We start from the raw sequence: 25,369 nt of genomic DNA, 5'->3' as shown, positions 1-25,369 counted from the left end.
CGATCATGTCTCGTTCCGAAACGCTGTTTGCCAATGCCCAGAAACACATTCCCGGTGGCGTGAACTCGCCTGTTCGCGCATTCAAGAGCGTTGGCGGCACGCCTTTGTTCTTCAAACATGCCGAAGGCGCCTACGTCACCGACGAAGACGACAAGCGTTATGTGGATTACGTCGGTTCCTGGGGGCCGATGATTCTCGGTCACAGCCACCCGGACGTACTGGACGCGGTGCGTAAACAGCTTGAACACGGCCTGTCCTACGGCGCCCCGACCGAGATGGAAACCCAGATGGCCGACCTGGTCTGCTCGATCGTGCCATCGATGGAAATGGTGCGCATGGTCAGCTCCGGTACCGAAGCGACCATGAGCGCCATTCGCCTGGCCCGCGGTTTCACCGGTCGCGACAGCATCATCAAGTTCGAAGGTTGCTACCACGGTCACTCCGACAGCCTGCTGGTCAAGGCCGGCTCCGGCGCGCTGACCCAGGGCGTGCCGAGCTCGGCCGGTGTGCCGGCGGCCTTCGCCAAACATACGCTGACCCTGCCGTTCAACGACATCGAAGCGGTAGAAACCATGCTCGCCGACGTGGGCCAGGACGTGGCCTGCATCATCGTCGAACCCGTGGCCGGCAACATGAACTGCGTACCGCCGGCACCGGGTTTCCTCGAAGGCCTGCGGACCCTGTGCGACAAGCACGGCGTGGTGCTGATTTTCGACGAAGTGATGACCGGTTTCCGTGTCGCCCTCGGCGGCGCCCAGGCCCACTACGGCGTAACGCCCGACCTGAGCACCTTTGGCAAGATCATCGGTGGCGGCATGCCAGTCGGTTGCTTCGGCGGCAAACGCGAAATCATGTCGCACATCGCACCTCTGGGCCCGGTCTACCAGGCGGGCACCTTGTCGGGTAATCCGCTGGCGATGGCTGCCGGCCTGACGACGCTGCGCCTGATCAGCCGTCCTGGTTTCCACGACGAACTGACCGACTACACCAGCCGCCTGCTCGACGGCCTGCAACAACGCGCCGATGCAGCAGGCATTCCGTTCGTGACCACCCAGGCCGGTGGCATGTTCGGCCTGTATTTCAGCGGCGCCGATGACATCGTGACCTTCGATGACGTGATGTCCAGCGACGCCAATCTGTTCAAGCGCTTCTTCCATCTGATGCTGGAAGGTGGCGTGTACCTGGCGCCGAGTGCTTTCGAAGCCGGCTTCACGTCGATCGCCCATGGCGACACCGAGCTGAAATTGACGCTGGACGCTGCCGAGCGCGCATTCGCCGCCTTGAAATAACCCGGTGGCGCTGACGTTGGCCATTGCCAGCGTCAGCTTTTACCTACACTTGCGTCCTTTTCCTGCTGATCTGCGAATAATCCCCGGTAAAGTGGGCGATATATTCCCCGCGCAGCAGAAAAACGAGTAAAGACTTTGTAAGGATGGCCCTGCTTATTTCATAATGCGCGCTTATTGGATCCCCCTCGATGGGTCCGCGCGCCCTCCAGAGGTAAGTCGATTCCCATGAACCGCACCGGCCGCACCCTTGCATTGGGCTGCCTGTTGCTCCTTCAGCCCCTGCTCGCGCTCGCACAGGCAGGCGGCAACTCGTTGTTAATCCCAGCGATGGGTCGCTGCACCCTCAATACTCAGCCGCAAGATCTGGCACAGGCACTCGCGGCCTGCCAGAAAGCGTCGGATGAAGGGGATGCGCAAGCGCAATACGAGCTGGGCGAGTTCTACTACGACGGTAAAAATGCGCCGCGCGACCTCAATAAAGCCCTGAGCTACTTCGAAAAGGCCTCGCTGCAAGGCCACGCCCAGGCGCAATTCAAACTCGGCACCATGTTTTTCCACGGCGAAGGCGTGCCGGCCAATAACGTTCAGGCGTATATCGTGCTGAAAATGGCCGCGGTCAATGGCGCTGAAGAGGCGCTGGATACGGCGGATGAAGTGGCCGAGAAGATGCCTCGGGAAGAACTGGAAGTCGCCACTCAGGTGCTGGGGCAGATTTTCCGCAAGTATTTGATGGAATTGCAGAGTGCGGATGGGCGTACGCCATTTTCGCCTCTTCCCTGATTTCTGCGTTGTCCTGACTGGCCCCTTCGCGAGCAAGCCCGCTCCCACATTAGATCTTCAGTGAACACACTATTTGTGAAAACCCGAGATCAACTGTGGGAGCGGGCTTGCTCGCGAAGGGAACGACTCGGTTTTAAGGCTTACTTCTCAGGCATCGGCATCGGAAACGGCATGACATTGCCGACAGCGCCGCGGGCTTCGCTGATTTTCGGTGTACCAAGGCGTTCGACTTCGTCGATGCGCACGATCGAATGCATCGGCACAAAGCTGCGCACAACGCCTTCGAACTGAGCCTTGAGCTTCTCTTCACTAGGATCGACGACTACCTGGGTGCGCTCGCCAAAGACGAACTCTTCCACTTCCAGGAAGCCCCACAGATCACTTTGATAGATCTGCTTGGCGTACATTTCGTACACCTGGCCCTGATTGAGAAAAATCACCTTGTAGATTGGAGCTTCACGTTTGGTCATGGTGGGCGAGCAACACATCGGGGATAAAAATGAGGGCGCGAACTATAGCATAGCCACCGGACGCACAGCGGTAGGAACCTTGGGACATGTTCCCTATAATGCGCGGTTCTTTGAATCACGTGATGACTCTATCCATGGCCAAGAAGCTTTACATCGAAACCCACGGTTGCCAGATGAACGAGTACGACAGCTCGCGCATGGTCGATCTGCTGGGCGAACATCAGGCCCTGGAAGTCACCGCCCGCGCTGAAGACGCCGACGTGATCCTGCTCAACACCTGTTCCATTCGCGAACGCGCCCAGGACCGGGTGTACTCCCAGCTCGGCCGCTGGCGCGAACTGAAACTGGCCAACCCGGACATGGTGATCGCCGTCGGCGGTTGCGTGGCCAGCCAGGAAGGCGCCGCCATCCGTGACCGGGCGCCGTATGTCGACGTGGTGTTCGGCCCGCAAACCCTGCACCGCCTCCCGGAAATGATCGACGCCGCCCGCGCCACCAAGTTGCCGCAAGTGGACGTCTCGTTCCCGGAAATCGAAAAATTCGACCACCTGCCCGAGCCGCGCATCGATGGCCCGAGCGCCTATGTGTCGGTGATGGAAGGTTGCAGCAAGTACTGCACGTTCTGCGTGGTGCCCTACACCCGCGGTGAAGAAGTCAGCCGCCCGTTCGACGACGTGATCGCCGAGATCATTCACCTGGCCGAAAACGGCGTGCGTGAAGTGACCTTGCTGGGGCAGAACGTCAACGGTTATCGCGGCACTACCCACGATGGTCGCCTGGCGGATCTGGCCGAGCTGATCCGGGTGGTCGCCGCCGTCGATGGTATCGACCGCATCCGCTATACCACTTCGCACCCGCTGGAGTTTTCCGACAGCCTGATCCAGGCGCACGCCGACGTGCCGGAATTGGTGAAACACCTGCACTTACCGGTGCAATCGGGCTCCGACCGCATTCTGTCGGCAATGAAGCGCAACCACACCGCGCTGGAATACAAATCGAAACTGCGCAAGCTGCGGGCCGCCGTGCCAGGGATTTGCATCAGCTCGGACTTCATCGTCGGCTTCCCGGGCGAGACCGAAAAAGACTTCGAACAGACCATGAAGTTGATCGAAGACGTCGGTTTCGACTTCTCCTACTCGTTCGTCTACAGCCAGCGTCCGGGGACGCCGGCGGCCGATCTGGCCGACGACACGCCGGAAAGCCTGAAAAAAGAGCGCCTGAATGCGCTGCAACATCGCCTGAACCAGCAAGGTTTCGAAATCAGCCGACAAATGGTCGGTTCGATCCAGCGGATCCTGGTGACCGATTATTCGAAAAAAGACCCTGGTGAACTGCAGGGCCGGACCGAGAATAACCGTATCGTCAACTTCCGTTGCGATAATCCAACCTTGATCGGGCAGTTCGCCGATGTGCACATCGACGCGGCACAGCCGCACTCGCTGCGGGGCTCGCTGATTTCGTAACACCGCAATCCCTGTGGGAGCGGGCTTGCTCGCGAAAGCGGTGTGTCAGCCTCATCAATGTCGACTGACACTCCCTCTTCGCGAGCAAGCCCGCCCCCACAAGGGGCGGTGTTGGGCGCTGGATTATTTAAGAGCTTTCGCACCCAGCCCACTGGCGTTATCCTTGATTTCATCTCAATTGCCCCAGGGCGGCTAAATACGACCTTGAACGCACCCATAGAACCACATCGTTTCATCCTCGAGCCCTTTGAAGCTCGCCGCTTCGCCAATCTGTGCGGGCAATTCGACGAGCATCTGCGCTTGATCGAACAGCGCCTGACCATCGAGATCCGCAACCGCGGGAACCAGTTCGAACTGATCGGCGAACCCAAACACACCACCTCCGCGGAAAACCTGCTGCGGCGCCTGTACCGGGAAACCAAGGGTACCGAGCTGTCGCCAGACATGGTTCACCTGTTCCTGCAGGAATCGGCCGTCGAAGAGTTGGACAACCACTCCCCCGCCGAACCGTCCGTCGCCCTGCGCACCAAGAAAGGCATGATTCGCCCTCGCGGCTTGAATCAGTTGCGCTATGTGAAGGAAATCCTCGGGAACGACATCAATTTCGGCATCGGCCCGGCCGGTACCGGCAAGACCTATCTGGCCGTTGCCTGCGCGGTAGACGCGCTGGAACGCGAGCAGATTCGCCGCATCCTGCTGGTACGCCCGGCAGTGGAGGCGGGCGAAAAGCTCGGTTTCCTGCCCGGAGACCTGTCGCAGAAGATCGACCCGTACCTGCGCCCGCTCTATGACGCACTCTATGAAATGCTCGGCTTCGAACACGTGGCCAAGCTGATCGAGCGCCAGGTCATTGAAGTCGCGCCGCTGGCCTACATGCGCGGTCGCACGCTGAACAACAGCTTCATCATCCTCGATGAAAGCCAGAACACCACGGTCGAGCAGATGAAAATGTTCCTGACCCGGATCGGCTTCGGTTCCACGGCGGTCATCACCGGCGACATCACCCAGGTCGACCTGCCGAAAGGCACCAAGTCCGGGCTGCACCACGTGATCGAGGTCCTCAAGGACGTGCCGGGCATCAGCTTCACTCACTTCCAGGCCAAGGACGTCGTGCGCCATCCACTGGTGCAGCGTATCGTCGAAGCCTACGAGCGCTTCGAGAATCGCGTGGCCGAAGAACCGGCGAAGTTCTCTTCCAGGGACAATCGCCACGATGCTTGAGCTTGATCTGCAACTTGAAAGCCGGGGAACCGCCCCAAGCGCAGCCAAGTTCCGCCAGTGGTGCGAACTGGCCCTGCGCCAGCGGACTGCCGACTCCGAAATGACCATCCGTCTGGTCGATGAGGACGAGGCCCGCGAACTGAACAGCACCTGGCGGCACAAGGATTACGCCACCAACGTCCTGTCGTTTCCTGCCGATGTGCCCGACGAGTTTCTCGACATCCCGCTGCTGGGCGATCTGGTGATCTGCGTGGCCGTGGTCGAGCGTGAAGCCGCCGAACAGGGCAAGGCGCTCGACGCCCATTGGGCGCATCTGGTCATCCACGGCTGCTTGCATCTGCTGGGTTACGACCATATAGATGACGACGAAGCTGAAGAAATGGAAGCACTGGAACGAACGTTGCTAGCAGAACTGGGTCACCCGGACCCGTATGCGGACGACGAAACAGACGAACCCCCTATCGTTACAACAAAGGATTCAGAGTAATCGCTATGAGCGAAGATCGATCGAGCAACGGGCAAAAGTCATGGCTGGGTAAGCTCACCCAGGCTTTTGCCCACGAGCCGAAGAACCGCCAGGAGCTGCTGGAGCTGCTGCGCGATGCACACCAGAACAAACTGCTGGACAGCGAAGCGCTGGCCATCGTCGAAGGCGCCATCCAGGTTGCAGACCTGCAAGTACGGGACATCATGGTCCCGCGCTCGCAGATGATCAGCATCAAGGCGACCCAGACCCCCCGCGAGTTCCTGCCCGCCGTGGTCGACTCGGCCCACTCCCGCTACCCGGTCATCGGCGAAAGCCATGATGACGTGATGGGCGTGCTGCTGGCCAAGGACTTGCTGCCGTTGATCCTCAAGGAGAACGGCGACAACTTCAACATCAAGGATCTGTTGCGTCCAGCCACCTTTGTGCCCGAGTCCAAGCGCCTGAATGTGCTGCTGCGCGAGTTCCGCGCCAACCATAACCACATGGCCATCGTCATTGACGAGTACGGCGGTGTGGCGGGCCTGGTGACCATCGAAGACGTGCTGGAACAGATCGTCGGCGACATCGAAGACGAGCACGACGTTGAAGAAGACAGCTACATCAAGCCGCTGCCCAGCGGTGACTTCCTGATCAAGGCCCTCACGCCGATCGAGAACTTCAACGAGTTCTTCGACAGCCAATTCTCCGATGACGAATTCGACACGGTTGGCGGTCTGGTGATGAGTGCATTCGGGCACCTGCCAAAACGCAACGAAATCACCGAAATCGGCCCTTATCGCTTCCGCATCCTGAACGCCGACAGCCGTCGGATTCACTTGCTGCGCCTGACGCCAATTGCCCGGTAACCACTAAGGATAGAAATGCTCTGGATCACCCGCCCCGGCTGGCCCGGTAACCTGCTGGCCGTGGCGGCCGGTGCAATCACCACCCTGGCCCTGGCGCCGTACGATATCTGGCCGCTGGCATTGCTGGCAGTCGGCTTGTTCTATGCCGGTTTACGTGAACTGAACCCTCGTCAGGCCCTGGGCCGAGGCTGGTGCTTCGGTTTTGGTCTGTTTGGCGCCGGTACCAGTTGGATTTACTACAGCATCCACCACTTCGGTGGCGCTTCGGTACTCCTGGCCGGCTTCCTGATGCTGATCTTCACGGCGGCGATTGCCTGGTTCTTCGCCCTGCCCGCCTGGATCTGGGTGCGCTGGCTGCGCCGCAACGAAGCGCCACTGGCCGATGCCTTGGCCTTCGCCGCGCTGTGGGTCGCCCAGGAAGCCTTTCGTGGCTGGTTTCTCACCGGCTTCCCGTGGCTGTATTCCGGTTACAGCCAACTCGATGGCCCTCTGTCCGGGCTCGCCCCCGTCGGCGGGATGTGGCTAATTTCCTTCACCCTGGCCCTGACGGCCGCGCTAATCTACAACGCGTTGCCTTTGGTGAAAACCGCTCGCAAAGGCTTCATCGCCGCCGGCGTACTGCTGCTGATCGGCCCATGGGTGGCCGGCATGGCGCTCAAGGAGCATGCCTGGACCAGCCCGGCGGGCGCGCCGTTGAGCGTCGCGGCGATCCAGGGCAATGTCGAACAGAGCATGAAGTGGGACCCGGCACAGCTCAACGCGCAGCTGGCGCTGTACCGCGACATGAGCTTCAGCTCCAGACCCGTCGACCTGTTGATCTGGCCGGAAACCGCGGTCCCGGTGCTCAAGGAGTCCGCCGAGGGCTTCCTGAACATGATGGGAGACTTCGCCGCAGAACGTAAATCGGCACTGATTACCGGCGTGCCGATCCGTCAGGAAGTGCATCAACAGAAACGCTTTTTCAACGGCATCACCGTCGTGGGCGAAGGCGACGGCACTTACCTCAAGCAGAAACTGGTGCCGTTTGGCGAATATGTGCCGTTGCAGGACGTGCTGCGCGGGTTGATCGCCTTTTTCGACTTGCCGATGTCGGACTTTGCCCGTGGCCCTGCCGATCAGCCGATGCTGCAAGCCAAGGGGTACCAGATCGCGCCGTACATCTGCTACGAAGTGGTCTATCCGGAATTCGCCGCCAGCCTCGCGGCCCGTAGCGATTTGCTGCTGACCATCAGCAACGACACCTGGTTCGGCACCTCCATCGGCCCGCTGCAACATTTGCAGATGGCGCAGATGCGTGCACTGGAAGCCGGACGCTGGATGATCCGCGCCACCAATAACGGCGTGACCGGCCTGATCAACCCGTTCGGGCAGATCACGGTGCAGATCCCGCAGTTCGAACGCGGCATTTTGTACGGCGAAGTGGTGCCGATGCACAACCTGACGCCTTACCTGCAATGGCGTTCGTGGCCGCTGATCATTGTTTGCGTGTTGTTGTTTGGCTGGGCGTTGATTGCGAATCGAATGGCCAAGACCGTCTGAACTGACACCGCATCAAACCTGTAGGAGCCGGCTTGCCGGCGAAGAGGCCCTTTCAGCCAACAATGATGTCGACTGGAAGGGCCTCTTCGCTGGCAAGCCAGCTCCTACAGGGCGTGGGTAACCATTCGGTTATCGGTAAAACAGCGAATACCCGATCTGCCCCACCGCCTCATTCATCAACTGCCCACTCTGCCAGAGCGCCTTGAACTCCGGCAGCCAGCCACCCAGTGGCCGGGCGTTGTCCACCCCCAGAAACCCCATCGGCGCCGGCACCACCTCGAACCCCGCCTGCTGGAAACTCCAGACCGCTCGCGGCATGTGCGAGGCGTGCGTCACGAGCACCACGCGTTTGATGCCTTGGGGCAGCAACACTTCGGCGCTGAACTGCGCGTTCTCCCAAGTGGTGCGGCTGCGCCCTTCCTGCCAGCGCACGGTCACGTCGAAATCATCGAGCAACGAGTCCGCCATCAACCTGGCTTCAGTCGGCGGCGTACCGTAATGCAGGCCACCACTGGTGAGGATCGGCAAGCCCGACGCCTTGGCCAGCCGCGCTGCATAGCGCTGGCGCTCCAGGCCGATACCGGTCGGCTGGTCGGCGCCCCAGGCCGGATCGCCACGCTCGCGTCCCGAACCCATCACCACGATCGCATCCGCCTGCCGACCCAGTGTTGCCCATTCATGGCGAGCCAGCGGCGGTTCACGCTCAAGCGCCCTGGCGCTCCACTCCACCACTATCGGCAGGCTCATCAGCCAGAAGCCACCCACGCCCAAGGCAAAGCACAGGGCCGCCAGTCGCGGCCTTGAGCGGCGCAACCACCAGGCAAGCAGCAACAGCAGCAACAGCACACCGGGAGGCAGCAGAAGTTGTTTGACGAAATAGCGAAAAGGCATCGAGCATCTCCAGAGATGCCCGAAGCCTAAGTGGGTTGACGCAATGCGACAACAAATGCGGAAGGACTATGCTTTAAAAAACCATATTGCATGGCTTCAAGTGCCCTTACTTGAACTGCAGAGACCGGACCTTTACCGAGTCCCTGCCAGGTACCTTGTCCTTGAGCCAGATGATCTTGGCCGAACGTGGTGCGTCGAGTTGCTTCACTGCCTCTGACAAGTATCCGTGTGATTCACGTTCACTGCGATCCAGATACGCTTTGACCAGTGCAAACTCTGCGGGGCTCAGGCCGCGCAGTTCCAGCTCCAAGGGGCGCTCGTCGCGCAGCCGGTCAGCGGTTTTTGCCGCGTCCAGGGCCATCCCCAGACGATCGATCAGTCTTTCGTACAGCTCCGGTTTTGTAACTTTTTGCCGTGACTCAACCATCCCTCACCTCATTGAAGATAAGACTCGCTCCCCTTTTAGAGCTTAGCTTCCATGAACAAACCGGCTGGGTGCCGCGACCAACGGCCCTCGCAGCGGTTTTTGCCGGGCCTTGGGCAGTAATCAGGGTTTCCCTCGGTAGAGTGCGGTCATGTATGCTACGACGCTTCCTGTAACTCCACTTCCAGCTCGTCTGGACACCGAAGCGCCGATCTGGCGCAATCACCGTCCAGCGTGCATCGAAGAGGACTAGGCCACCCCTATTCAGTTCAAAAGTAGCCATGCACGAACAATATCAGCCCCGTGAAATCGAAGCCGCCGCCCAGTCGTTCTGGGACGAGCAAAAGTCCTTTGAAGTCAGTGAACAGCCAGGCAAGGAGACGTTCTACTGCCTGTCGATGTTCCCTTACCCCAGCGGCAAGCTACACATGGGGCACGTGCGCAACTACACCATCGGCGACGTGATCTCCCGCTACCAGCGCATGCTCGGCAAGAATGTCCTGCAACCCATGGGTTGGGACGCCTTCGGCATGCCGGCGGAAAACGCCGCGATGAAGAACAACGTAGCGCCCGCCAAGTGGACCTACGAAAACATCGCCTACATGAAGACCCAGCTGCGCAGCCTGGGCCTGGCGGTGGACTGGTCCCGCGAAGTCACCACCTGCAAGCCGGATTACTACCGCTGGGAACAATGGCTGTTCACTCGCCTGTTCGAAAAAGGTGTGATCTACAAGAAAAGCGGCACCGTGAACTGGGACCCGGTCGACCAGACCGTGCTGGCCAACGAGCAGGTGATCGACGGACGCGGCTGGCGTTCCGGCGCGCTGATCGAAAAGCGCGAAATCCCGATGTACTACTTCAAGATCACCGCTTACGCGGATGAGCTGCTGGAGAGCCTCGACGAACTGACTGGCTGGCCTGAACAGGTCAAGACCATGCAGCGCAACTGGATCGGCAAGTCCCGCGGCATGGAAGTGCAGTTCCCGTACAACGTCGACTCGATCGGCGAAGCCGGTGCACTGAAAGTCTTCACCACCCGTCCGGACACTCTCATGGGAGCGACTTATGTCGCCGTGGCTGCCGAGCACCACCTGGCCGCCCTCGCCGCGCAGAACAACCCTGAGCTGCAAGCGTTCATCGCTGAATGCAAGGGCGGCAGCGTCGCCGAAGCCGACGTCGCCACCCAGGAGAAAAAAGGCCTGCCGACTTCGCTGTTCGTCGAGCACCCGCTGACCGGTGAGAAACTGCCGGTATGGGTCGCCAACTACGTGCTGATGCACTACGGCGACGGCGCGGTAATGGCTGTTCCGGCGCACGACGAGCGCGATTTCGAATTCGCCACCAAATACAACCTGCCGATCAAGTCCGTGGTGCGCACCAGTTCCGGTGACACCAACCCGGCCCCTTGGCAGGACGCCTACGGCGAACACGGCACGCTGATCAATTCCGGCGAGTTTGACGGTCTCGATTTCGCGGGCGCCTTCGATGCCATCGAAGTGGCGCTGATCAAGAAAAACCTCGGTGCCTCGCGCACCCAGTTCCGCCTGCGCGACTGGGGCATCAGCCGCCAACGCTACTGGGGCTGCCCGATCCCGATCATCCACTGCACTACCTGCGGTGATGTGCCGGTCCCGGAAGATCAACTGCCTGTGGTACTGCCGGAAGACGTGGTCCCGGATGGCGCCGGTTCGCCATTGGCGCGCATGCCCGAGTTCTACGAGTGCAGCTGCCCGAAATGCGGCCAGCCTGCCAAGCGTGAAACCGACACCATGGACACCTTCGTCGAGTCCTCGTGGTACTACGCCCGCTACGCCTCGCCGCACTATGCCGGCGGCCTGGTGGAAAAATCGGCGGCCGACCACTGGTTGCCGGTGGATCAGTACATCGGTGGTATCGAACACGCGATCCTGCACCTGCTGTACGCGCGCTTCTTCCACAAGCTAATGCGCGACGAAGGGCTGGTGAGCTCCAACGAACCGTTCAAGAACCTGCTGACCCAGGGCATGGTGATCGCCGAGACTTACTATCGTCGCGAAGCCAACGGTGCCTACACCTGGTTCAACCCGGCGGACGTCGAACTCGAACGCGACAGCAAGGCCAAGGTCATCAGCGCCAAGCTGATCGCAGACGGCCTGCCGGTGGAAATCGGTGGCACCGAGAAGATGGCCAAGTCGAAGAACAACGGCGTAGACCCGCAGTCGATGATTGACCAGTTCGGCGCAGACACCTGCCGCCTGTTCATGATGTTCGCTTCGCCGCCTGACATGAGCGCGGAATGGTCCGACTCCGGCGTAGAAGGTTCGCACCGCTTCCTCAAGCGCGTCTGGCGCCTGGCTCAAGCGCACGTCACTCAAGGCCTGCCGGGCAAACTGGACGTCGCCGGCCTGAACGACGAGCAGAAAGCCATTCGTCGCTCGATTCACCAGGCTATCAAGCAGGCCAGCCACGACGTCGGCCAGAACCACAAATTCAACACCGCCATCGCCCAGGTGATGACGCTGATGAACGTGCTGGAAAAAGCCCCGCAAGGCACCGGACAGGATCGCGCACTGGTTCACGAAGGCCTGGAAACCGTGGTCCTGCTGCTGGCACCGATCACTCCGCACATCAGCCATGAGCTGTGGCATCGCCTGGGTCACGCCGGTCCGGTGATCGACGCCGGTTGGCCGGTACTGGACGAAAGCGCCCTGGTCCAGGACAGCCTGCAATTGGTCATTCAAGTGAATGGCAAATTGCGCGGCCAGATCGAAATGCCGGCCAGCGCCAGCCGCGAAGACGTCGAAGCCGCCGCACGGGCCAACGAGAACGTGTTGCGCTTTGTCGACGGTCTGACTATTCGTAAAGTGATCGTAGTGCCCGGGAAACTGGTCAATATCGTCGCCAGCTAAGTGGACCAGGCGCCAGGTCCAGCCTGGCGCCGAGTAAAACCTTTCGGGTCGCATGATCGGCCCACCTGGTTTCAAGGGGAACAACAAGATGATCAAACGCAATCTGCTGGTGATGGGCCTCGCCGTTCTGCTGAGCGCCTGCGGTTTCCAGCTGCGTGGCACCGGCACCACCGAGCTGGCGATCAAGGAACTCGACCTGAGCGCCCGTGATGCCTACGGCCCGACCGTGACCCAAATGCGTCAGGTGCTGGAAAGCAGCGGCGTCAAGCTCTACAGCGGCGCCCCTTACAAACTGGTGCTGACCGGCGAACAGGAAAGCCAGCGCATCCTCAGCTACGCCGGTGCCGGCCGCACTGGCGAGTATCAGCTCAGCACCGTGCTCACCTATGACATCAATGGCCAGGGCAACTTGCCACTGATGAGCGACAAGCTCGAAGTGCAGAAAGTCTTTATCCACGACGGCAACAACCTGGTGGGTTCCGATCAGGAAGCCAATGACGCGCGCAAGGACATACGTCGTGAGTTGGTACAACGCATGATGCTGCGCCTGCAGCAGCTGACTCCGGCCCAGCTGGATCAACTGCAACAGACCGCCGAGGCTCGCGCCAGGGCTGAAGCCGCGGCATTGGAAGCGGCGCAGAAGGCTGAAGCGCAAACGCCGCGTCAGTCGCCTGTCGAACTGCCGCGCCAGTAAGCGTTGCGGGGCGCCTCGGCGCCCCGTTCGCCCTCTCCTATGAAACTCGCTCCCGCCCAACTCGCCAAGCACCTGCAAGGCACCCTCGCGCCTGTCTACATCATCAGTGGCGATGACCCATTGCTGTGTCAGGAAGCCGCCGACGCCATTCGTGCCACCGCTCGCCAACAGGGCTTCGACGAACGCCAGGTCTTCGCCGCCGATGCCAGTTTCGATTGGGGGACGTTGTTGCAGGCTGGCGCGAGCATGTCGCTGTTCGCCGAAAAACGCCTGCTGGAATTGCGTCTGCCGTCAGGTAAACCCGGTGACAAAGGGGCTGCCGCGTTCATCGAGTATTGCTCGCGTCCGCCCGAAGACACGGTGTTGTTGATCAGCCTGCCCAAGCTGGATGGCAGCGCGCAGAAAACCAAGTGGGGCAAGGCACTGGTTGAAGGCCAGCACACCCAATTCGTGCAAATCTGGCCGGTGGATGCCAACCAGTTGCCGAGCTGGATCCGTCAACGCCTGTCCCAGGCCGGACTGTCCGCCAGCCAGGACGCCGTTGAACTGATCGCGGCCCGGGTCGAGGGCAACTTGCTGGCTGCCGCCCAGGAAATCGAAAAACTCAAGCTGATGGCCGAGGGTGGCCAGATCAGTGTTGAAACCGTGCAAGCGGCGGTAGCCGACAGTGCGCGCTTCGATGTCTTCGGGCTGACCGATGCCATTCTCAACGGCGAAGCGGCGCATGCCCTGCGCATGCTTGAAGGATTACGCGGTGAAGGCGTCGAGCCACCGGTGATTCTCTGGGCCCTGGCCCGGGAGTTGCGCCTGTTGGCCAACCTGGCATTGCAGTACAGCCAAGGCGTGCCGCTGGACAAGGCCTTCAGCGCTGCGCGACCGCCGATCTGGGACAAACGCAAACCGCTGATGAGCAAAGCCCTGCAACGCTACTCGGCGCCACGCTGGGCGCAGTTGTTGCTGGAAGCGCAGCGCATCGATGCGCAGATCAAGGGCCAGGCCGCGGGTTCACCGTGGATGAGTTTGAGTCGGTTGTCGTTGTTGATGGCGGGCCAACGGTTGTCGTTGCCTGCCGAGTAAACTCGACAGACCGTCACTGCTTGAAGAGCTCGCCAGGGGTAAACCCGAACAACCCCTTGAATGCCGCAATAAACGCCGACGTCGAGTCATACCCGCAAGACAGCGCGGCGTTGGTCACGCTGTTCCCCTCCTCCAGCAAACTCAATGACGACAGCAGCCGCATCCGCTGACGCCATCCTCGAAAGCTCAACCCGGTTTCCCGCTGAAACAGGCGCATCAGGGTTTTCTCCGATGTACCCAACCGCTGCGCCCACGCCTGCAAGGTCACGTTCCGCTCAGGGTTTTCGAGCAGTTCGTTGCACAACCCCAGCAACCGTTCATGACGCGGCAACGGCAGGGAAAACGCCACCTCCGGCAGACTCGCCAACTGATCCAGCAGCACATTCACCAGCCGCGTTTCCTGGCTGTCACCCTGTGGGTATTCCACCGGCAACAGACAAAAATGCTTGATCAGCTCCCGGGCCAGCGGCGTCACCTCGAGCACCCGGCACCGCGCGTCCGCCCATGCGCAATCCTCGCGGCGCACGTAGAGGCTGCGCATTTCGGCGCGCATCGAAGTCACCACCTGGTGTTCGAGATCCGCTGGAATCCAGATGCCCCACTGCGGCGGCGCAAAGAAACTGCCCTCGGCGGTGTGTACGCCAAGCACGCCACTGATGGCGTAGGAAAACTGCACCCAGTCGTGGCGATGAGGCGGCGTCCAGGAACCGGCATTGAGGCTTTCCGCCCGGGCGAACAGCGGGCGGGGCAGCGCTGTCAGGGTCGGGATCGTCCGTTCGAGGGTAAGCTGTCCGTTAGTCGGCATTGACTGGCCTTGTGTCGCAAGACGGTAGTAAAGCCAACGTTATGCCAAGTCTAACCTTCTTACAAACGCATTTAAGTCGGTCGCAGTACAACATTTTATCAGCGCTCGACAATCGCGGTCACACCTTGCCCACCCGCGGCGCAGATCGAAATCAAGCCCCGCCCCTTGCCTGCGGCATCGAGCAACTTCGCCAGGTTGGCGACAATGCGCCCGCCGGTGGCGGCAAACGGATGCCCGGCCGCCAGGGAGCTGCCTTTGACATTGAGCCGGCTGCGGTCGATGGCACCGAGCGGCGCAGCGAGGCCAAGGCGGGTTTGGCAATAGTGCGGATCTTCCCAGGCCTTCAAGGTGCAGAGCACCTGCGCGGCGAAGGCTTCGTGGATTTCGTAGTAATCGAAGTCCTGCAAGGTCAGGCCATTGCGCGCCAGCAAGCGCGGCACGGCATAGACCGGCGCCATCAACAACCCTTCGGCACCGTTGACGAAATCCACCGCTGCCGCTTCGCCATCGCGCAGGTAAGCGAGGATCGGCAAGCCACGTTCCTTCGCCCATTCTTCACTGCCCAGCAGCACCAGCGACGCGCCATCGGTGAGCGGCGTGGAGTTGCCCGCAGTCAGGGTGCCCTTGGCACTTTTCTCGAATGCCGGTTTGAGCGAGGCGAGTTTTTCCAGGGTCAGGTCCGGGCGCAGGTTGTTGTCGCGAGTCAGGCCAAGGAACGGTGTCATCAAATCGTTGTGCCAGCCTTCGCTATAGGACGCGGCCATTTTTCGGTGGCTTTCAAGGGCCAGTTGATCCTGCTCCTCCCGTGGAATATCCCAGGTCTGGGCCATCAGCTCGCAGTGTTCGCCCATGGACAGGCCGGTACGCGGCTCGCCGTTGCGCGGTAGTTCGGGGATCAGGTGCCGGGGGCGCAGCTGCAGGAAGGTTTTCAGTTTGTCGCCGGTGGTCCTGGCGCGATTGGCCTGCAGCAGGATCTTGCGCAAGCCTTCGTTGACGCCGATCGGCGCGTCGGATGTGGTGTCGACGCCACCGGCAATGCCGCATTCGATCTGGCCCAGGGCGATCTTGTTCGCCACCAGCAGCGCCGCCTCGAGGCCGGTGCCGCAGGCTTGCTGGATATCGTAGGCCGGGGTGGTCGGCGACAGCCGCGAGCCGAGTACGCACTCGCGGGTCAGGTTGAAATCCCGGGAATGTTTGAGCACCGCCCCGGCCGCCACTTCACCGATGCGCAGGCCGTGCAGGTGGTAGCGTTCGATCAGTCCCTCAAGCGCGGCGGTGAGCATCGCCTGGTTACTGGCAGTGGCGTATGGCCCGTTGGAGCGGGCGAAAGGGATACGGTTACCGCCGATAATCGCGACGCGGCGCGGTTGAGTCATGAAAAGCTCCTGATGAAAAATCCAATTGTGAACACCGCCCCCCCTGTAGGAGCGAAGCTTGCTCGCGATGGCGGTGCGTCAGCTACATTGATGTCAACTGACACACTGCCATCGCGAGCAAGCTTCGCTCCTACACAAGCGTAGGCCGTATCTCGTGGATCGAACGACTGATTGCCATTCGTGGTCCACACTTTGAACCCCAGCTGCTGGAGCGCGTTCCATGTCTGACCGCTATATCGAGTTCGCCAATTCGTCCATCGGCCATCGTCTGGTCGGGGCCCTGGGTCTGCCGACGCCGGTACGACTGGAGCGCTGGCAAGCCGGGCGGCTGCGCCCGGTCGAGGGGGCGTTGCTGATCGGCGGCGGACCGCTGGCGGAAAAAGTCAGCGCGTTCGCCAACCGCCTGACCGACGCGATTTACAGCTACGGCACCGACCCTTCAATGGCCACGGCATGGATTCCCGGTCACGGACCGAAACTCAAGGCCGTGGTGTTCGATGCCAGCGATCTGGTGCAGACCGACCAGCTCAAACAGCTGCGCGAATTCTTCCAGCCGCTGATAAAAAACCTTGATCACAGTGCTCATGTGGTGATCCTGGGGCGGGCACCGCAGGCTTTGAGCGACCCGTTCGCCGCCAGCACCCAGCGGGCCCTGGAAGGTTTCAGCCGGTCGCTGGCCAAGGAATTGCGCAACGGTGGCACCTTGCAGCTGATCCATGTCGGTGAAGGTGCCGAGGATCAACTGGAAGGCCCGCTGCGGTTTTTCCTCTCACCCAAAAGCGCTTTCGTTTCCGGACAGGTGATTGGCCTGGACGCTTGCAACACGCAGGTGACGGACTGGACTCGCCCACTGTCGGGTCGCAAGGCCCTGGTCACCGGCGCGGCGCGCGGTATCGGTGCGTCCATCGCCGAAACCCTCGCCCGTGACGGCGCCGACGTGATCCTGCTGGACGTGCCCCCGGCCAAGACCGACCTCGAGGCCCTGGCCGCCCGCCTCGGCGGGCGCGGCATCACGCTGGACATCTGCGCCGATGACGCCGCCGCGCAGTTGATCGAGCAATTGCCCGACGGCATCGACATTGTCGTGCACAACGCCGGCATCACTCGGGACAAAACCCTGGCCAACATGACCCCGGAGTTCTGGGACGCGGTGCTGGCGGTCAATCTCAATGCACCGCAGGTGCTGACCAAGGCGCTGCTCGACAGCGGCACCTTGAAGGACAACGGCCGGGTGATTCTGTTGGCGTCTATCAGCGGCATCGCCGGCAATCGCGGGCAAACCAACTACGCGGCGAGCAAGGCCGGGCTGATCGGCCTGGCCCAGGCCTGGGCGCCGCTGTTGAAGGCGCGCGGTATCAGCATCAACGCGGTGGCGCCAGGCTTCATTGAAACCCAGATGACCGCGCACCTGCCCTTCGGCCTGCGTGAAGCCGGGCGCCGCATGAGTTCCCTTGGCCAGGGCGGCCTGCCGCAAGACGTCGCCGAAGCGGTGGCCTGGCTGGCGCAACCCGGCACCGGGGCGTTCACCGGGCAAGCGTTGCGTGTCTGTGGGCAAAGTGTTTTGGGGGCTTAGGCATGATCATCGATTGGCACACACTCAACCGCGAACCGAGCCTTGCAGACCTCTATGTAAAAGCCGCGACGCGACGCAAAATCACCGGCACCACGCTGCCCGATTCAGGCTTGCGCTGCTGGATCGATGTCGATCCGAAGCGCCTGGCGGCCTATCGCAAGGTCTGCGGCTTTGCCGACAACGGCTTGCTGCCACCCACCTATCCGCACATCCTGGCGTTTGCCTTGCAGATGCAATTGCTCACGGCCAAGGCGTTTCCGTTCCCACTGCTGGGGTTGATCCACCTGAGCAACCGCATTCGCATCCTGCGGCCAATGGGCGGGGTCAATCGCGCGCGGGTCAGCGTACAGGTGCAGAACCTGCAACCCCATGCCAAGGGTGCGACGTTCGACCTGGTGACCACCCTCGACGATCAGTTGGGCGTGTTGTGGGAGGCTGAAAGCCAGATGCTGTGCCGGGGTGTGAAACTGGAAGGCGAGCCTGTCGAGGAAGTGTTGGCCTCGACGCTGGAGCTGATGGAGGTGGCCCGCTGGCAAGCGCCGGCGGACATTGGCCGTCAGTACGCCAAAGTGTCCGGCGACTACAACCCGATTCACCTGAGTGCCGTCAGCGCCAGGCTGTTCGGCTTCCCGACCGCCATCGCCCATGGGCTGTGGAACAAGGCCCGGACACTGGCGGCGCTGAGTGAGCACCTGCCGGCGGCGAATGTCGAGCTGGCGGTGCAGTTCAGGAAGCCGGTGCGATTGCCGAGCGAGGTGACATTGCTGTCCAGCGCGGCCGGTTCCAGTGGCGATTTCCAGTTGATGGGTGCGGGGGATCTCGAGCATATGGTGGGGCATTGGCGACCTGTTGCCTGACCCGAACGCCGTGATGTTTATTTGGGTGGATAGTTCGCCAGTATCCGTCCAACCGTTTCGCGAATCGCCGCACTGCGATCAGCGGGATTGGGTGAGTGGCTGAGCATTTGTTCATCACTGCCGCGCCACACCAGTTTGCCGTCCTTGCCATCGAGCAGGTCGATCTGGATGGTCGCCACCTTGTAGCTGACGTTGCGGGTTTCGTTGTACATCGGGCCGCCCCAATAGCCATTCCATGGGTTGCCCCAAGCGCCGCCATAATTGGTGGTCACTTGTTGCTGGCGCTCTTCGACGATCAGATAGGTCTGCACACTCAAGTCACCCCGGGTACCGGCGGCGGCCGGACGCAAGCCGCGCTGATCAAGCTGATCGGCCACCGATTGGCGCACGCGCTGTTCAGTCAGGTCGCTCTTGATCCGCGGGTCATCGGGTCGATATTGCAGGGCGGGTTCTTTCCAGCTCCAGCTGCGATAGGCGGAGAAGTCGCGGCTGGCATCGAAGTCATGATTGACCTGGGTGGCGCAGGCGCTGAGCAGCGCGGCCACGGCCAGTAACGCGAGACGGCGGAACATGGTATTTCTCCGGTTGAAGACATGAAGCTGCGCAGGGCTTCCTGATGATGAAGCTAATCAGGAGGATACGCCGACATTGCCTTTTCCACAGCCTCCCGTATGGCGTCGGTCTGCGCGCCCTGGCTGCCCCGTTGGCTGGTTTCGGCACTGGCACTCCACACCGGTTGACCGCTTTGGGCATCGAACAGATCCACCCGCACCACCACGACTTGTTCCTGATACGTTCGAACGATCGGCACCGTGTTGTACATGCCATAACCGCTGCCATAGCGATTGTAGCCACCGTACCCGCCGCCGTAGTACCCGCCGCCATACCCATAGTCATCGCGGACCTGGCGCAAGCGGGTCTCCAGGCGCAGGTCGGCGCTGACAAACAAGTCCGCCGGCCGATTGTCATGCAGCGGGCGCAAGCCGCGCTGGTCCAGCGCATTGCTGACGGCTTCGGCGACTTGCGCCGAGTCCGCCCAGGCGGTACCGGGCGGCAGTCGCCCATCGAGCCAGGCCCAGCTGCGGTAGCGCCCATAGTCACGCGGCGGCGCCGGGTAGGCGCTGCGGTCGAACGTGTTGGCCGCCTGAGGCGGTGCCGGCGGCAAGGGGTTGGATGTCGCCACATAAGGATTGCTGCCCTGACAGGCCGCCAACCCCAGACAGATCACCAGTAAACCTGAACGACTTTTCATTTCACGCTCCGATCAGACCGGCCGACAGATCCAGTGCAAGTAGCGCCCAAGCCCGGCGAAGCTTGGGTGGCGTCGGTGGGCCAGCTCCATCTCCAGCAAGTCCACCAGTTCGGCACGGGCCTGGAACTCCACCGGCATGTAGTCGTGAAAAACCCGAACCCCGCTCTGGGTTTCGACCCGCCACAGGCCCTCAAGTTGCGCCGCCAGTTCACGCGGATCAAGGGGCTGCTGCGGGGTCAGGCTCTGCTTCTCACCGGCCATGTCGTTCTTGCGCATCTTGCGAAAGTGCCCCTTGAGCAGATTGCGGTAGATCAGCGCATCGCGGTTGTAGAACGCCAGGGATAACCAACCTTCAGGTTTGGTCAGTTGATGCAGCACCGGCAGGATCGCGTGGGGTTCGGCCAGCCATTCCAGCACGGCGTGGCACAGCACCAGGTCGTAGGGCTCGGTGAGTTGTCCGGGCAGCTCCTGCCAGGGTGCCTGAATGAAGGTCGCGGTCTGCCCGGCGTCGGCGAAGCGCTGGCGGGCGCCTTCGAGCATCGGCGCGGCGGGTTCGGCGAGCGTGACCTGATGACCGCGCTGAGCCAGCCACAACGACATGTGCCCCAGGCCGGCACCGATGTCGAGTACCCGTAATGGCCGATCCGGCAGGATTTCGGTCAGGTCGGCCTGAAGCACGGCCAGACGGATCGCGCCTTTGGCACCGCCATAGATTTTTTCGGCGAAGCGGGTCGCCAGTTGATCGAAATGACGGTCGCTCATCAGCTGAACCTCCGCTCGCTGTCGGCGAGCTTGCTGCTCACCACCTGGTTCATGTCCAGCCCCAGCTCGCTGCACAGTAGCAATAGATACAGCACGATATCGCCGACTTCCTGCCCGGCGTGGGCCAGTTTGTCCGCCGGCAGCTGGCGCGACTGGTCTTCGGTCAGCCACTGGAAGATTTCCACCAGCTCTGACATCTCCACGCTCGCGGCCATGGCCAGGTTTTTCGGGCTGTGAAATTGCCGCCAGTCATTGCGGTCACGGATGGCGTGCAGGCGTTCGGTCAGTTCAACAAGGTTCATCGGGCTCTCCTGAAGGCGTATAGCTTCGGGGGGATGGCCGGGGATGGCAAGCCTCCTGTAGGAGCGAGCTCGCTCGCGATGGACTTGAGGGCAACGCGTTTATCCAGGATGAACGCGTCATCGTTAACGTCCTTCGCGAGCAAGCTCGCTCCTACAAGGGTTCATCAACAGACCGGAAACTTTGCGTCATACTCAAACGATCCCGGCATCAGGGAACTCGCCACTGTGATTACAGGCCCAAGGCTCAACCACTTCAACAGGACGTTCACGACATGCAGGTAGAAAGCTTTTTCGAATGGCTCGGCCAGGTACTCGGTTCGATCATCCGGTTCATCGTCGACGCCCTCAGCGGGCTGTTCAATCTGTTGAGCCATGCCGGCAGCAACTTTGTCGAAGGCCTGTCCCGGGCGCTGGGCATGGACGCTTCGATCGTCAGCATCATCGCGCTGATCGTGGGGTTGATGCTGTTGTGGGCGGCGATTCGCGCCTTCATGAGTGCGTCGATCATCATGGGGATTATCTGGTTAGTGCTGGGGCTTTGGTTGCTGAGCTGGATAATCCACTAACACCGCAAAAACCTGTGGGAGCGGGCTTGCTCGCGAAAGCGGTGTGTCATATATCATGGATGTCGGCTGACACTCCGCCTTCGCGAGCAAGCCCGCTCCCACATTTCTGGATCACTTCGGATTCAGATGTGTCGCTACAATGCCCGCTCCCCAAGGAGCCTGCATGTCCAATCTGATCGCCGACTGGCGCGACCGCCCTACCCACCGCCGGGTCTGGGCGCTCGCCGCGCCCATGATTCTGTCGAACATTTCCGTACCGCTGGTGGCGCTGGTCGACAGTACGGTCATCGGCCACCTGCCCCACGCCCATCAACTGGGCGCCGTCGCGGTCGGGGCCAGCCTGTATACCTTTCTCGCCTGGGCCATGGGCTTTCTTCGCATGGGCTCCACCGGCTTTGCCGCCCAGGCGGCGGGACGCGGGGATGGCGCGGCGTTGCGCCAGATTTTGTTACAGGGCTTGCTGCTGGCCATGGGATTGTCCATTGTCCTGGGAGCCCTGGGCGTGCCGTTGAGCGGCGTCGCGCTGCACTTCATGCAACCCTCGGCCGAACTGGATCAACTGACCCGCGAATTTTTCCACACGCGGCTGTTCGGCCTGCCGGCGGCGCTGGCCAGCTATGCCCTGGTCGGCTGGTTCCTCGGCACCCAGAACGCCCGGGCGCCACTGGCAATTCTGCTGAGCACCAACCTGGTCAACATTGCCTTGAACCTGTGGTTTGTCCTCGGGCTGGAATGGGGGGTGGTCGGCGCTGCCCGGGCGTCGGTGATTGCCGAATGGACCGGCGCACTGGTCGGTCTGCTGATGACCCGAAACGCCCTGCGCGCCTACCCTGGCCATATCGCCTGGGCTGCACTGGCACTGTGGCAGAGCTGGCGACCGCTGTTGGCGGTCAACCGCGACATCTTCATCCGCAGCCTGGTTCTGCAATCGGTGTTTTTTCTCATTACAGTGCAAGGCGCGCGACTGGGCGATGCCACTGTCGCCGCCAACGCGTTACTGCTCAACGGCCTGCTGCTGACGGCCCATGCGCTCGATGGCCTGGCCCACGCCGTGGAGGCCCTTTGCGGGCATGCCATCGGCGCTCGCGACCGGGACGCCCTGCGCCGCTCGTTGGTGGTGGCCTGTGGTTGGTCGTTGCTGGCGAGCCTGGGCTTTGCCGCGCTGTTTCTGTTCGCCGGCCATCTGTTCATCGAGATGCAGACCGACATTCAAAGCGTACGCGACACCGCCTTCATCTACCTGCCTTACCTTGCCGCCCTGCCGCTGATTGCGGTCTGGAGTTACCTGCTCGACGGTCTGTTCATCGGCGCCACGCGCGCGCGCGAAATGCGCAACGGCATGCTGTTGACGATGATTCTGGTATTGCCGTTCGCCTGGGCACTGCAAGGCTTGGGCAACCATGGCCTGTGGATAACGTTCCTGTGGTTCATGGCCCTGCGCAGTTTGACCCTGGGTGCTTTTGCCTGGTTTCTGCGCCAGAACGACGGCTGGTTTACCGGCCGGACTCACTGATCCGGCGCGGCCGTGACGAACCCCCGGGTCAGTGTCGATCGGTCTGCCATCGGTCGCGCAGGCGGTCGAGACGCTCCTGCTGGGTCAGTCCCGACAACGGCAGCACCAGCGCCGCGCGCGGGTATTGCAAGCGCAGCCATAACCAGTCATCGAGCACCGAACGTTCGTGGAAACCCAGCGCCAGCCCTTCCTGCATATGCGCCCACAGGCTGGGGTAGTCGATCCCGGTGGAATGGCTCCAGTGCCAGGCGTGCTGCTCCAGCAGACAGGTTTGCAACTTTTCCTGTTGCCCGGGGCTGAGGCTTTCTTCGACAGCTAACGGGCTGACGGCGAGCCCCGGGTTGTGCAGCTGTTGCCAACCCTGGCAACCGATCGCACGATCCGCCCAGGTGCCGCCAAACCAGTGCAACTGACGGATCGGCCCCAACCAGCGACTCAGCTCCCGGGCGTCGCAGGCATCAAAAAAGTAACTGGCCGTGTTGGGATTGTAGTAGTTCAACAAAGCGCGGTGATGCACGCCGACCGTGACCGTGAGCATACGGCGCAAATGCGCCAGCAACGGCGACGGCGGCGCCCCGCTGAAGACCAACAGTCCACGGAAGTGTTGCGCTTCGCTGTAACACAACTCGGCCAGCGCCGGGCAGGAGCCCAGGTCGACCAGAACCGGGCCCTGTTCGCGTAACGCATGCAGCTCGGTATCTTCGAACAACCAGAACCACTGCGCATGGGCAAACGTCTGCCGCAGTGTCGCCCCCGCCAGTGGCGCACCCGGCACATCCAGCAATAGCCATTGCGGGCTCGCGGCAATCATGCCGCACCGCTCCGGCCAAACCCCGTCGCCGCCCGGCAAGTGCAGAAAACCTCAGCGCAGTGAGTGAAACTGCCGCCACCCGGCAGCAGGCACAGCAGCATCAAGGGCTCGCCGGAGCGCAGCATTCGGAGCACGCCTTCGTCAGGCGCACAGGCGTTCGCCGCGCGGGATTCCTCAGCGGCTTCGACAGACTTTGGCTGGTGCAGAAAACCGGTAATCAATGGCTGATCCGGATCGCCCTCGATAAAGCTCACCACCACCTCGGTGCCCTCGCTCATCGGCGTATCCGTTGCGTTGCCCAACTCCGTTGCCAGGGGCAGCCAACAGTGGGCAGGGATCGCGCCCTCACCCTGGTAAAGCCAATCGAACTGCACGGCAACCGGCCTGGAGGGATCCGGTCGAGACTCTTCGACATTGACGACCCAGGCCCGTTGCAGGCTGTGCATGCGCGGTTTCATTGGGCCAGGGGGCGACACCAGGGGCGCTGCCCAGTGAATCGCGCGGATCTGATTGCTGTAGGGGGCCAGGGGATCCTGGCTCCCCTGATGTTCGATGTGGGTCAACAGCCATAGTTGATTCCAGTCGGCGATCGGATGGCCGGACAGTGACATCAGTTGACCACTGCGCAGCGTCGCCAGGTCTGTACGGCCTTGGGCACTCTGCGCCGCTCGTTGCCCCTGAAGCTGAAACTGCCGCACGGCCGGTTGCTCGCTGTCGACGCGAAAATCCGCCAGCTCGCCCAGGCGAAAATGCGCCTGGCCATCACCGAAGACCACGCAGTGCCCGTCAACCTGGTGCTCGAAATGGTAGTTCAGCCGCTCCTGAGCGCACAGGCGCTGGAGAAACTGCAGGTCCGATTCCCGGTATTGGGTACAGAAATCACGGGGCGGGTAATCGCCGCTCAGTTCGAAGCGCCGATCCTTGTCGGCAATGCCATGCTCCCTGAGTACTTGGCTGAGGATCTGCGGCACCGAGCAGGCACTGAAGATTCGCTGGCTGAAGCGCTGGGAAAGGCAGGCCAGCTTCGGCCCCAGCCGTACGCGGCAGAGCCGGGCAGTCGGCCCCTGTTCACGCTGGACGAGTTCGTGCAGTTGTCCATGAATCGCCTGTCCCGCCGGCCCGAAGTGCAGAGAGACCGGTTGGTACAGCAGGCTGGCAAGGTCGAGCGTCGGGTCGTCTATCAGCAGATCCACCTCGAACACAAAAGGCTCGCTGATGGCTTCTCTACCGGTAAAGGCCAAGACTTCGAAGGCATCGGACATACCTGCTACACCCAGACGAAATGAAAGCTCGTTGACTGGATCGAACATCGGCGATTCTCTACAGGAGGGGCGGCCGGGGATTCTCGCCGAGAGACATGGCCGAGTAGAGTGCCGAAATACAACTTAGGAAATGGCCTACGCGAAAAGCAGACCAAATGGCTTTAATAGCCGAAAGCGGGGAAATTTCCGTTGAAAATAGAGAAACGTCCTACCAGGTCATCC

25 protein-coding genes are annotated in these 25,369 nt (G+C 61.6%); 14 read left to right on the top strand and 11 right to left on the bottom strand.

Translation table 11 applies throughout. From position 1 onward, the window contains the following. The first annotated feature begins 5 nt into the window (after positions 1–5). Positions 6–1,289 (top strand): glutamate-1-semialdehyde 2,1-aminomutase, encoded by a 1,284-nt coding sequence (gene hemL / locus ELQ88_RS05680; protein ID WP_128874403.1) that lies wholly within the window; start codon positions 6–8, stop codon positions 1,287–1,289. A gap of 225 nt (positions 1,290–1,514) precedes the next feature. Then, on the top strand, positions 1,515–2,069 hold the full coding sequence (locus ELQ88_RS05675; protein WP_128874402.1) for a tetratricopeptide repeat protein: 555 nt from the start codon (positions 1,515–1,517) through the stop codon (positions 2,067–2,069). A gap of 140 nt (positions 2,070–2,209) precedes the next feature. Here the strand turns inward: ELQ88_RS05675 and ELQ88_RS05670 are convergent, their stop codons facing one another. After that, complete coding sequence (locus ELQ88_RS05670) at positions 2,210–2,539, bottom strand: DUF1820 family protein (RefSeq protein ID WP_007894425.1); 330 nt, start codon at positions 2,537–2,539, stop codon at positions 2,210–2,212. Positions 2,540–2,673: 134 nt separating this feature from the next. Between ELQ88_RS05670 and miaB the strand changes: the two genes are divergently transcribed. The 5 genes from miaB to lnt all read left to right on the top strand — a co-directional run bounded on the left by miaB (position 2,674) and on the right by lnt (position 8,094). Then, complete coding sequence (gene miaB, locus ELQ88_RS05665) at positions 2,674–4,002, top strand: tRNA (N6-isopentenyl adenosine(37)-C2)-methylthiotransferase MiaB (RefSeq protein WP_168187433.1); 1,329 nt, start codon at positions 2,674–2,676, stop codon at positions 4,000–4,002. Positions 4,003–4,206: 204 nt separating this feature from the next. After that, on the top strand, positions 4,207–5,223 hold the full coding sequence (locus ELQ88_RS05660; protein WP_128874400.1) for a PhoH family protein: 1,017 nt from the start codon (positions 4,207–4,209) through the stop codon (positions 5,221–5,223). Further along, complete coding sequence (gene ybeY, locus ELQ88_RS05655; protein WP_138964092.1) at positions 5,216–5,710, top strand: rRNA maturation RNase YbeY; 495 nt, start codon at positions 5,216–5,218, stop codon at positions 5,708–5,710. The genes ELQ88_RS05660 and ybeY overlap by 8 nt, the downstream gene beginning before the upstream one ends. Before the next feature lie 5 nt (positions 5,711–5,715). Then, positions 5,716–6,555 (top strand): HlyC/CorC family transporter, encoded by an 840-nt coding sequence (locus ELQ88_RS05650; protein ID WP_064675727.1) that lies wholly within the window; start codon positions 5,716–5,718, stop codon positions 6,553–6,555. A 15-nt stretch (positions 6,556–6,570) separates the two neighbouring features. Then, positions 6,571–8,094, top strand: a complete 1,524-nt coding sequence (gene lnt, locus ELQ88_RS05645; RefSeq protein WP_138964090.1) for an apolipoprotein N-acyltransferase — start codon at positions 6,571–6,573, stop codon at positions 8,092–8,094. 129 nt (positions 8,095–8,223) lie between these two features. On the opposite strand, the gene ELQ88_RS05640 is transcribed toward lnt, so the two are convergent. Then, positions 8,224–8,985 carry a YdcF family protein gene (locus tag ELQ88_RS05640; RefSeq protein WP_138964088.1) on the bottom strand — a complete coding sequence of 254 codons (762 nt, stop codon included), beginning with the start codon at positions 8,983–8,985 and terminating at the stop codon, positions 8,224–8,226. 106 nt (positions 8,986–9,091) lie between these two features. Beyond that, positions 9,092–9,412: a hypothetical protein gene (locus ELQ88_RS05635; protein WP_128874397.1), complete on the bottom strand. Its 321-nt coding sequence runs from the start codon at positions 9,410–9,412 to the stop codon at positions 9,092–9,094. A gap of 278 nt (positions 9,413–9,690) precedes the next feature. On the opposite strand from ELQ88_RS05635, the gene leuS reads away from it, so the two are divergent. The 3 genes from leuS (at position 9,691) to holA (ending at position 14,068) form a co-directional block, all read left to right on the top strand. Continuing rightward, positions 9,691–12,297, top strand: a complete 2,607-nt coding sequence (gene leuS / locus ELQ88_RS05630) for a leucine--tRNA ligase (protein WP_138964086.1) — start codon at positions 9,691–9,693, stop codon at positions 12,295–12,297. An 88-nt stretch (positions 12,298–12,385) separates the two neighbouring features. Beyond that, on the top strand, positions 12,386–12,991 hold the full coding sequence (lptE, locus tag ELQ88_RS05625; protein WP_128874395.1) for an LPS assembly lipoprotein LptE: 606 nt from the start codon (positions 12,386–12,388) through the stop codon (positions 12,989–12,991). Between the two features lie 39 nt (positions 12,992–13,030). Next, positions 13,031–14,068: a DNA polymerase III subunit delta gene (gene holA, locus ELQ88_RS05620; RefSeq protein WP_128874394.1), complete on the top strand. Its 1,038-nt coding sequence runs from the start codon at positions 13,031–13,033 to the stop codon at positions 14,066–14,068. A gap of 13 nt (positions 14,069–14,081) precedes the next feature. Here holA and ELQ88_RS05615 read toward each other — a convergent pair whose 3' ends face one another. Then, positions 14,082–14,873, bottom strand: a complete 792-nt coding sequence (locus tag ELQ88_RS05615) for a helix-turn-helix transcriptional regulator (RefSeq protein WP_128874393.1) — start codon at positions 14,871–14,873, stop codon at positions 14,082–14,084. A 98-nt stretch (positions 14,874–14,971) separates the two neighbouring features. After that, positions 14,972–16,249: an acetyl-CoA C-acetyltransferase gene (locus ELQ88_RS05610; RefSeq protein ID WP_128874392.1), complete on the bottom strand. Its 1,278-nt coding sequence runs from the start codon at positions 16,247–16,249 to the stop codon at positions 14,972–14,974. A 220-nt stretch (positions 16,250–16,469) separates the two neighbouring features. Between ELQ88_RS05610 and ELQ88_RS05605 the strand changes: the two genes are divergently transcribed. After that, positions 16,470–17,822 carry a 3-oxoacyl-ACP reductase gene (locus tag ELQ88_RS05605; protein ID WP_128874391.1) on the top strand — a complete coding sequence of 451 codons (1,353 nt, stop codon included), beginning with the start codon at positions 16,470–16,472 and terminating at the stop codon, positions 17,820–17,822. A gap of 2 nt (positions 17,823–17,824) precedes the next feature. Then, positions 17,825–18,679 carry a MaoC/PaaZ C-terminal domain-containing protein gene (locus ELQ88_RS05600; RefSeq protein ID WP_138964084.1) on the top strand — a complete coding sequence of 285 codons (855 nt, stop codon included), beginning with the start codon at positions 17,825–17,827 and terminating at the stop codon, positions 18,677–18,679. 17 nt (positions 18,680–18,696) lie between these two features. Here ELQ88_RS05600 and ELQ88_RS05595 read toward each other — a convergent pair whose 3' ends face one another. From ELQ88_RS05595 to ELQ88_RS05580, 4 genes are read right to left on the bottom strand one after another with little or no spacing between them, the layout of a single operon-like run. Beyond that, positions 18,697–19,251 carry a DUF4136 domain-containing protein gene (locus ELQ88_RS05595; RefSeq protein ID WP_138964082.1) on the bottom strand — a complete coding sequence of 185 codons (555 nt, stop codon included), beginning with the start codon at positions 19,249–19,251 and terminating at the stop codon, positions 18,697–18,699. A 53-nt stretch (positions 19,252–19,304) separates the two neighbouring features. After that, entirely contained in the window at positions 19,305–19,931 is a 627-nt protein-coding gene (locus ELQ88_RS05590; RefSeq protein ID WP_128874388.1) for a DUF4136 domain-containing protein, read from the bottom strand. A 12-nt stretch (positions 19,932–19,943) separates the two neighbouring features. Further along, positions 19,944–20,693, bottom strand: a complete 750-nt coding sequence (locus tag ELQ88_RS05585) for a methyltransferase domain-containing protein (protein WP_138964080.1) — start codon at positions 20,691–20,693, stop codon at positions 19,944–19,946. After that, entirely contained in the window at positions 20,693–20,995 is a 303-nt protein-coding gene (locus ELQ88_RS05580) for a MazG-like family protein (protein ID WP_128874386.1), read from the bottom strand. The genes ELQ88_RS05585 and ELQ88_RS05580 overlap by 1 nt, the downstream gene beginning before the upstream one ends. A 272-nt stretch (positions 20,996–21,267) precedes the next feature. On the opposite strand from ELQ88_RS05580, the gene ELQ88_RS05570 reads away from it, so the two are divergent. Together ELQ88_RS05570 and ELQ88_RS05560 are read left to right on the top strand one after the other, a co-directional pair. Continuing rightward, the gene (locus tag ELQ88_RS05570) at positions 21,268–21,561 is read left to right on the top strand and encodes a hypothetical protein (protein WP_138964078.1); all 294 of its coding nucleotides are present in this window, start codon (positions 21,268–21,270) and stop codon (positions 21,559–21,561) included. Between the two features lie 163 nt (positions 21,562–21,724). After that, entirely contained in the window at positions 21,725–23,074 is a 1,350-nt protein-coding gene (locus tag ELQ88_RS05560; protein ID WP_128874383.1) for an MATE family efflux transporter, read from the top strand. Between the two features lie 28 nt (positions 23,075–23,102). On the opposite strand, the gene ELQ88_RS05555 is transcribed toward ELQ88_RS05560, so the two are convergent. Beyond that, entirely contained in the window at positions 23,103–23,885 is a 783-nt protein-coding gene (locus tag ELQ88_RS05555) for a DUF4123 domain-containing protein (protein ID WP_138964076.1), read from the bottom strand. Then, positions 23,882–25,195, bottom strand: coding sequence for a contractile injection system protein, VgrG/Pvc8 family (locus tag ELQ88_RS05550; protein ID WP_138964074.1), 1,314 nt, complete (start codon positions 25,193–25,195; stop codon positions 23,882–23,884). The genes ELQ88_RS05555 and ELQ88_RS05550 overlap by 4 nt, the downstream gene beginning before the upstream one ends. Positions 25,196–25,369 lie beyond the last annotated feature (174 nt).

The organism is Pseudomonas sp. MPC6 (assembly GCF_006094435.1).
GTDB lineage: Bacteria > Pseudomonadota > Gammaproteobacteria > Pseudomonadales > Pseudomonadaceae > Aquipseudomonas.
The sequence above is the reverse complement of the archived record's forward strand: the minus strand, read 5'-3'. Positions and strand labels throughout refer to the sequence as shown.

Excerpts from the sequence above, each read along its gene's own strand:
- hemL (WP_128874403.1), top strand. The coding sequence starts at position 6 with ATGTCTCGTTCCGAAACGCTGTTTGCCAATGCCCAGAAACACATTCCC.
- ELQ88_RS05675 (WP_128874402.1), top strand. The coding sequence starts at position 1,515 with ATGAACCGCACCGGCCGCACCCTTGCATTGGGCTGCCTGTTGCTCCTT.
- ELQ88_RS05670 (WP_007894425.1), bottom strand. The coding sequence starts at position 2,539 with ATGACCAAACGTGAAGCTCCAATCTACAAGGTGATTTTTCTCAATCAG.
- miaB (WP_168187433.1), top strand. The coding sequence starts at position 2,674 with ATGGCCAAGAAGCTTTACATCGAAACCCACGGTTGCCAGATGAACGAG.
- ybeY (WP_138964092.1), top strand. The coding sequence starts at position 5,216 with ATGCTTGAGCTTGATCTGCAACTTGAAAGCCGGGGAACCGCCCCAAGC.
- ELQ88_RS05650 (WP_064675727.1), top strand. The coding sequence starts at position 5,716 with ATGAGCGAAGATCGATCGAGCAACGGGCAAAAGTCATGGCTGGGTAAG.
- lnt (WP_138964090.1), top strand. The coding sequence starts at position 6,571 with ATGCTCTGGATCACCCGCCCCGGCTGGCCCGGTAACCTGCTGGCCGTG.
- ELQ88_RS05640 (WP_138964088.1), bottom strand. The coding sequence starts at position 8,985 with ATGCCTTTTCGCTATTTCGTCAAACAACTTCTGCTGCCTCCCGGTGTG.
- ELQ88_RS05635 (WP_128874397.1), bottom strand. The coding sequence starts at position 9,412 with ATGGTTGAGTCACGGCAAAAAGTTACAAAACCGGAGCTGTACGAAAGA.
- leuS (WP_138964086.1), top strand. The coding sequence starts at position 9,691 with ATGCACGAACAATATCAGCCCCGTGAAATCGAAGCCGCCGCCCAGTCG.
- lptE (WP_128874395.1), top strand. The coding sequence starts at position 12,386 with ATGATCAAACGCAATCTGCTGGTGATGGGCCTCGCCGTTCTGCTGAGC.
- holA (WP_128874394.1), top strand. The coding sequence starts at position 13,031 with ATGAAACTCGCTCCCGCCCAACTCGCCAAGCACCTGCAAGGCACCCTC.
- ELQ88_RS05615 (WP_128874393.1), bottom strand. The coding sequence starts at position 14,873 with ATGCCGACTAACGGACAGCTTACCCTCGAACGGACGATCCCGACCCTG.
- ELQ88_RS05610 (WP_128874392.1), bottom strand. The coding sequence starts at position 16,249 with ATGACTCAACCGCGCCGCGTCGCGATTATCGGCGGTAACCGTATCCCT.
- ELQ88_RS05605 (WP_128874391.1), top strand. The coding sequence starts at position 16,470 with ATGTCTGACCGCTATATCGAGTTCGCCAATTCGTCCATCGGCCATCGT.
- ELQ88_RS05600 (WP_138964084.1), top strand. The coding sequence starts at position 17,825 with ATGATCATCGATTGGCACACACTCAACCGCGAACCGAGCCTTGCAGAC.
- ELQ88_RS05595 (WP_138964082.1), bottom strand. The coding sequence starts at position 19,251 with ATGTTCCGCCGTCTCGCGTTACTGGCCGTGGCCGCGCTGCTCAGCGCC.
- ELQ88_RS05590 (WP_128874388.1), bottom strand. The coding sequence starts at position 19,931 with ATGAAAAGTCGTTCAGGTTTACTGGTGATCTGTCTGGGGTTGGCGGCC.
- ELQ88_RS05585 (WP_138964080.1), bottom strand. The coding sequence starts at position 20,693 with ATGAGCGACCGTCATTTCGATCAACTGGCGACCCGCTTCGCCGAAAAA.
- ELQ88_RS05580 (WP_128874386.1), bottom strand. The coding sequence starts at position 20,995 with ATGAACCTTGTTGAACTGACCGAACGCCTGCACGCCATCCGTGACCGC.
- ELQ88_RS05570 (WP_138964078.1), top strand. The coding sequence starts at position 21,268 with ATGCAGGTAGAAAGCTTTTTCGAATGGCTCGGCCAGGTACTCGGTTCG.
- ELQ88_RS05560 (WP_128874383.1), top strand. The coding sequence starts at position 21,725 with ATGTCCAATCTGATCGCCGACTGGCGCGACCGCCCTACCCACCGCCGG.
- ELQ88_RS05555 (WP_138964076.1), bottom strand. The coding sequence starts at position 23,885 with ATGATTGCCGCGAGCCCGCAATGGCTATTGCTGGATGTGCCGGGTGCG.
- ELQ88_RS05550 (WP_138964074.1), bottom strand. The coding sequence starts at position 25,195 with ATGTTCGATCCAGTCAACGAGCTTTCATTTCGTCTGGGTGTAGCAGGT.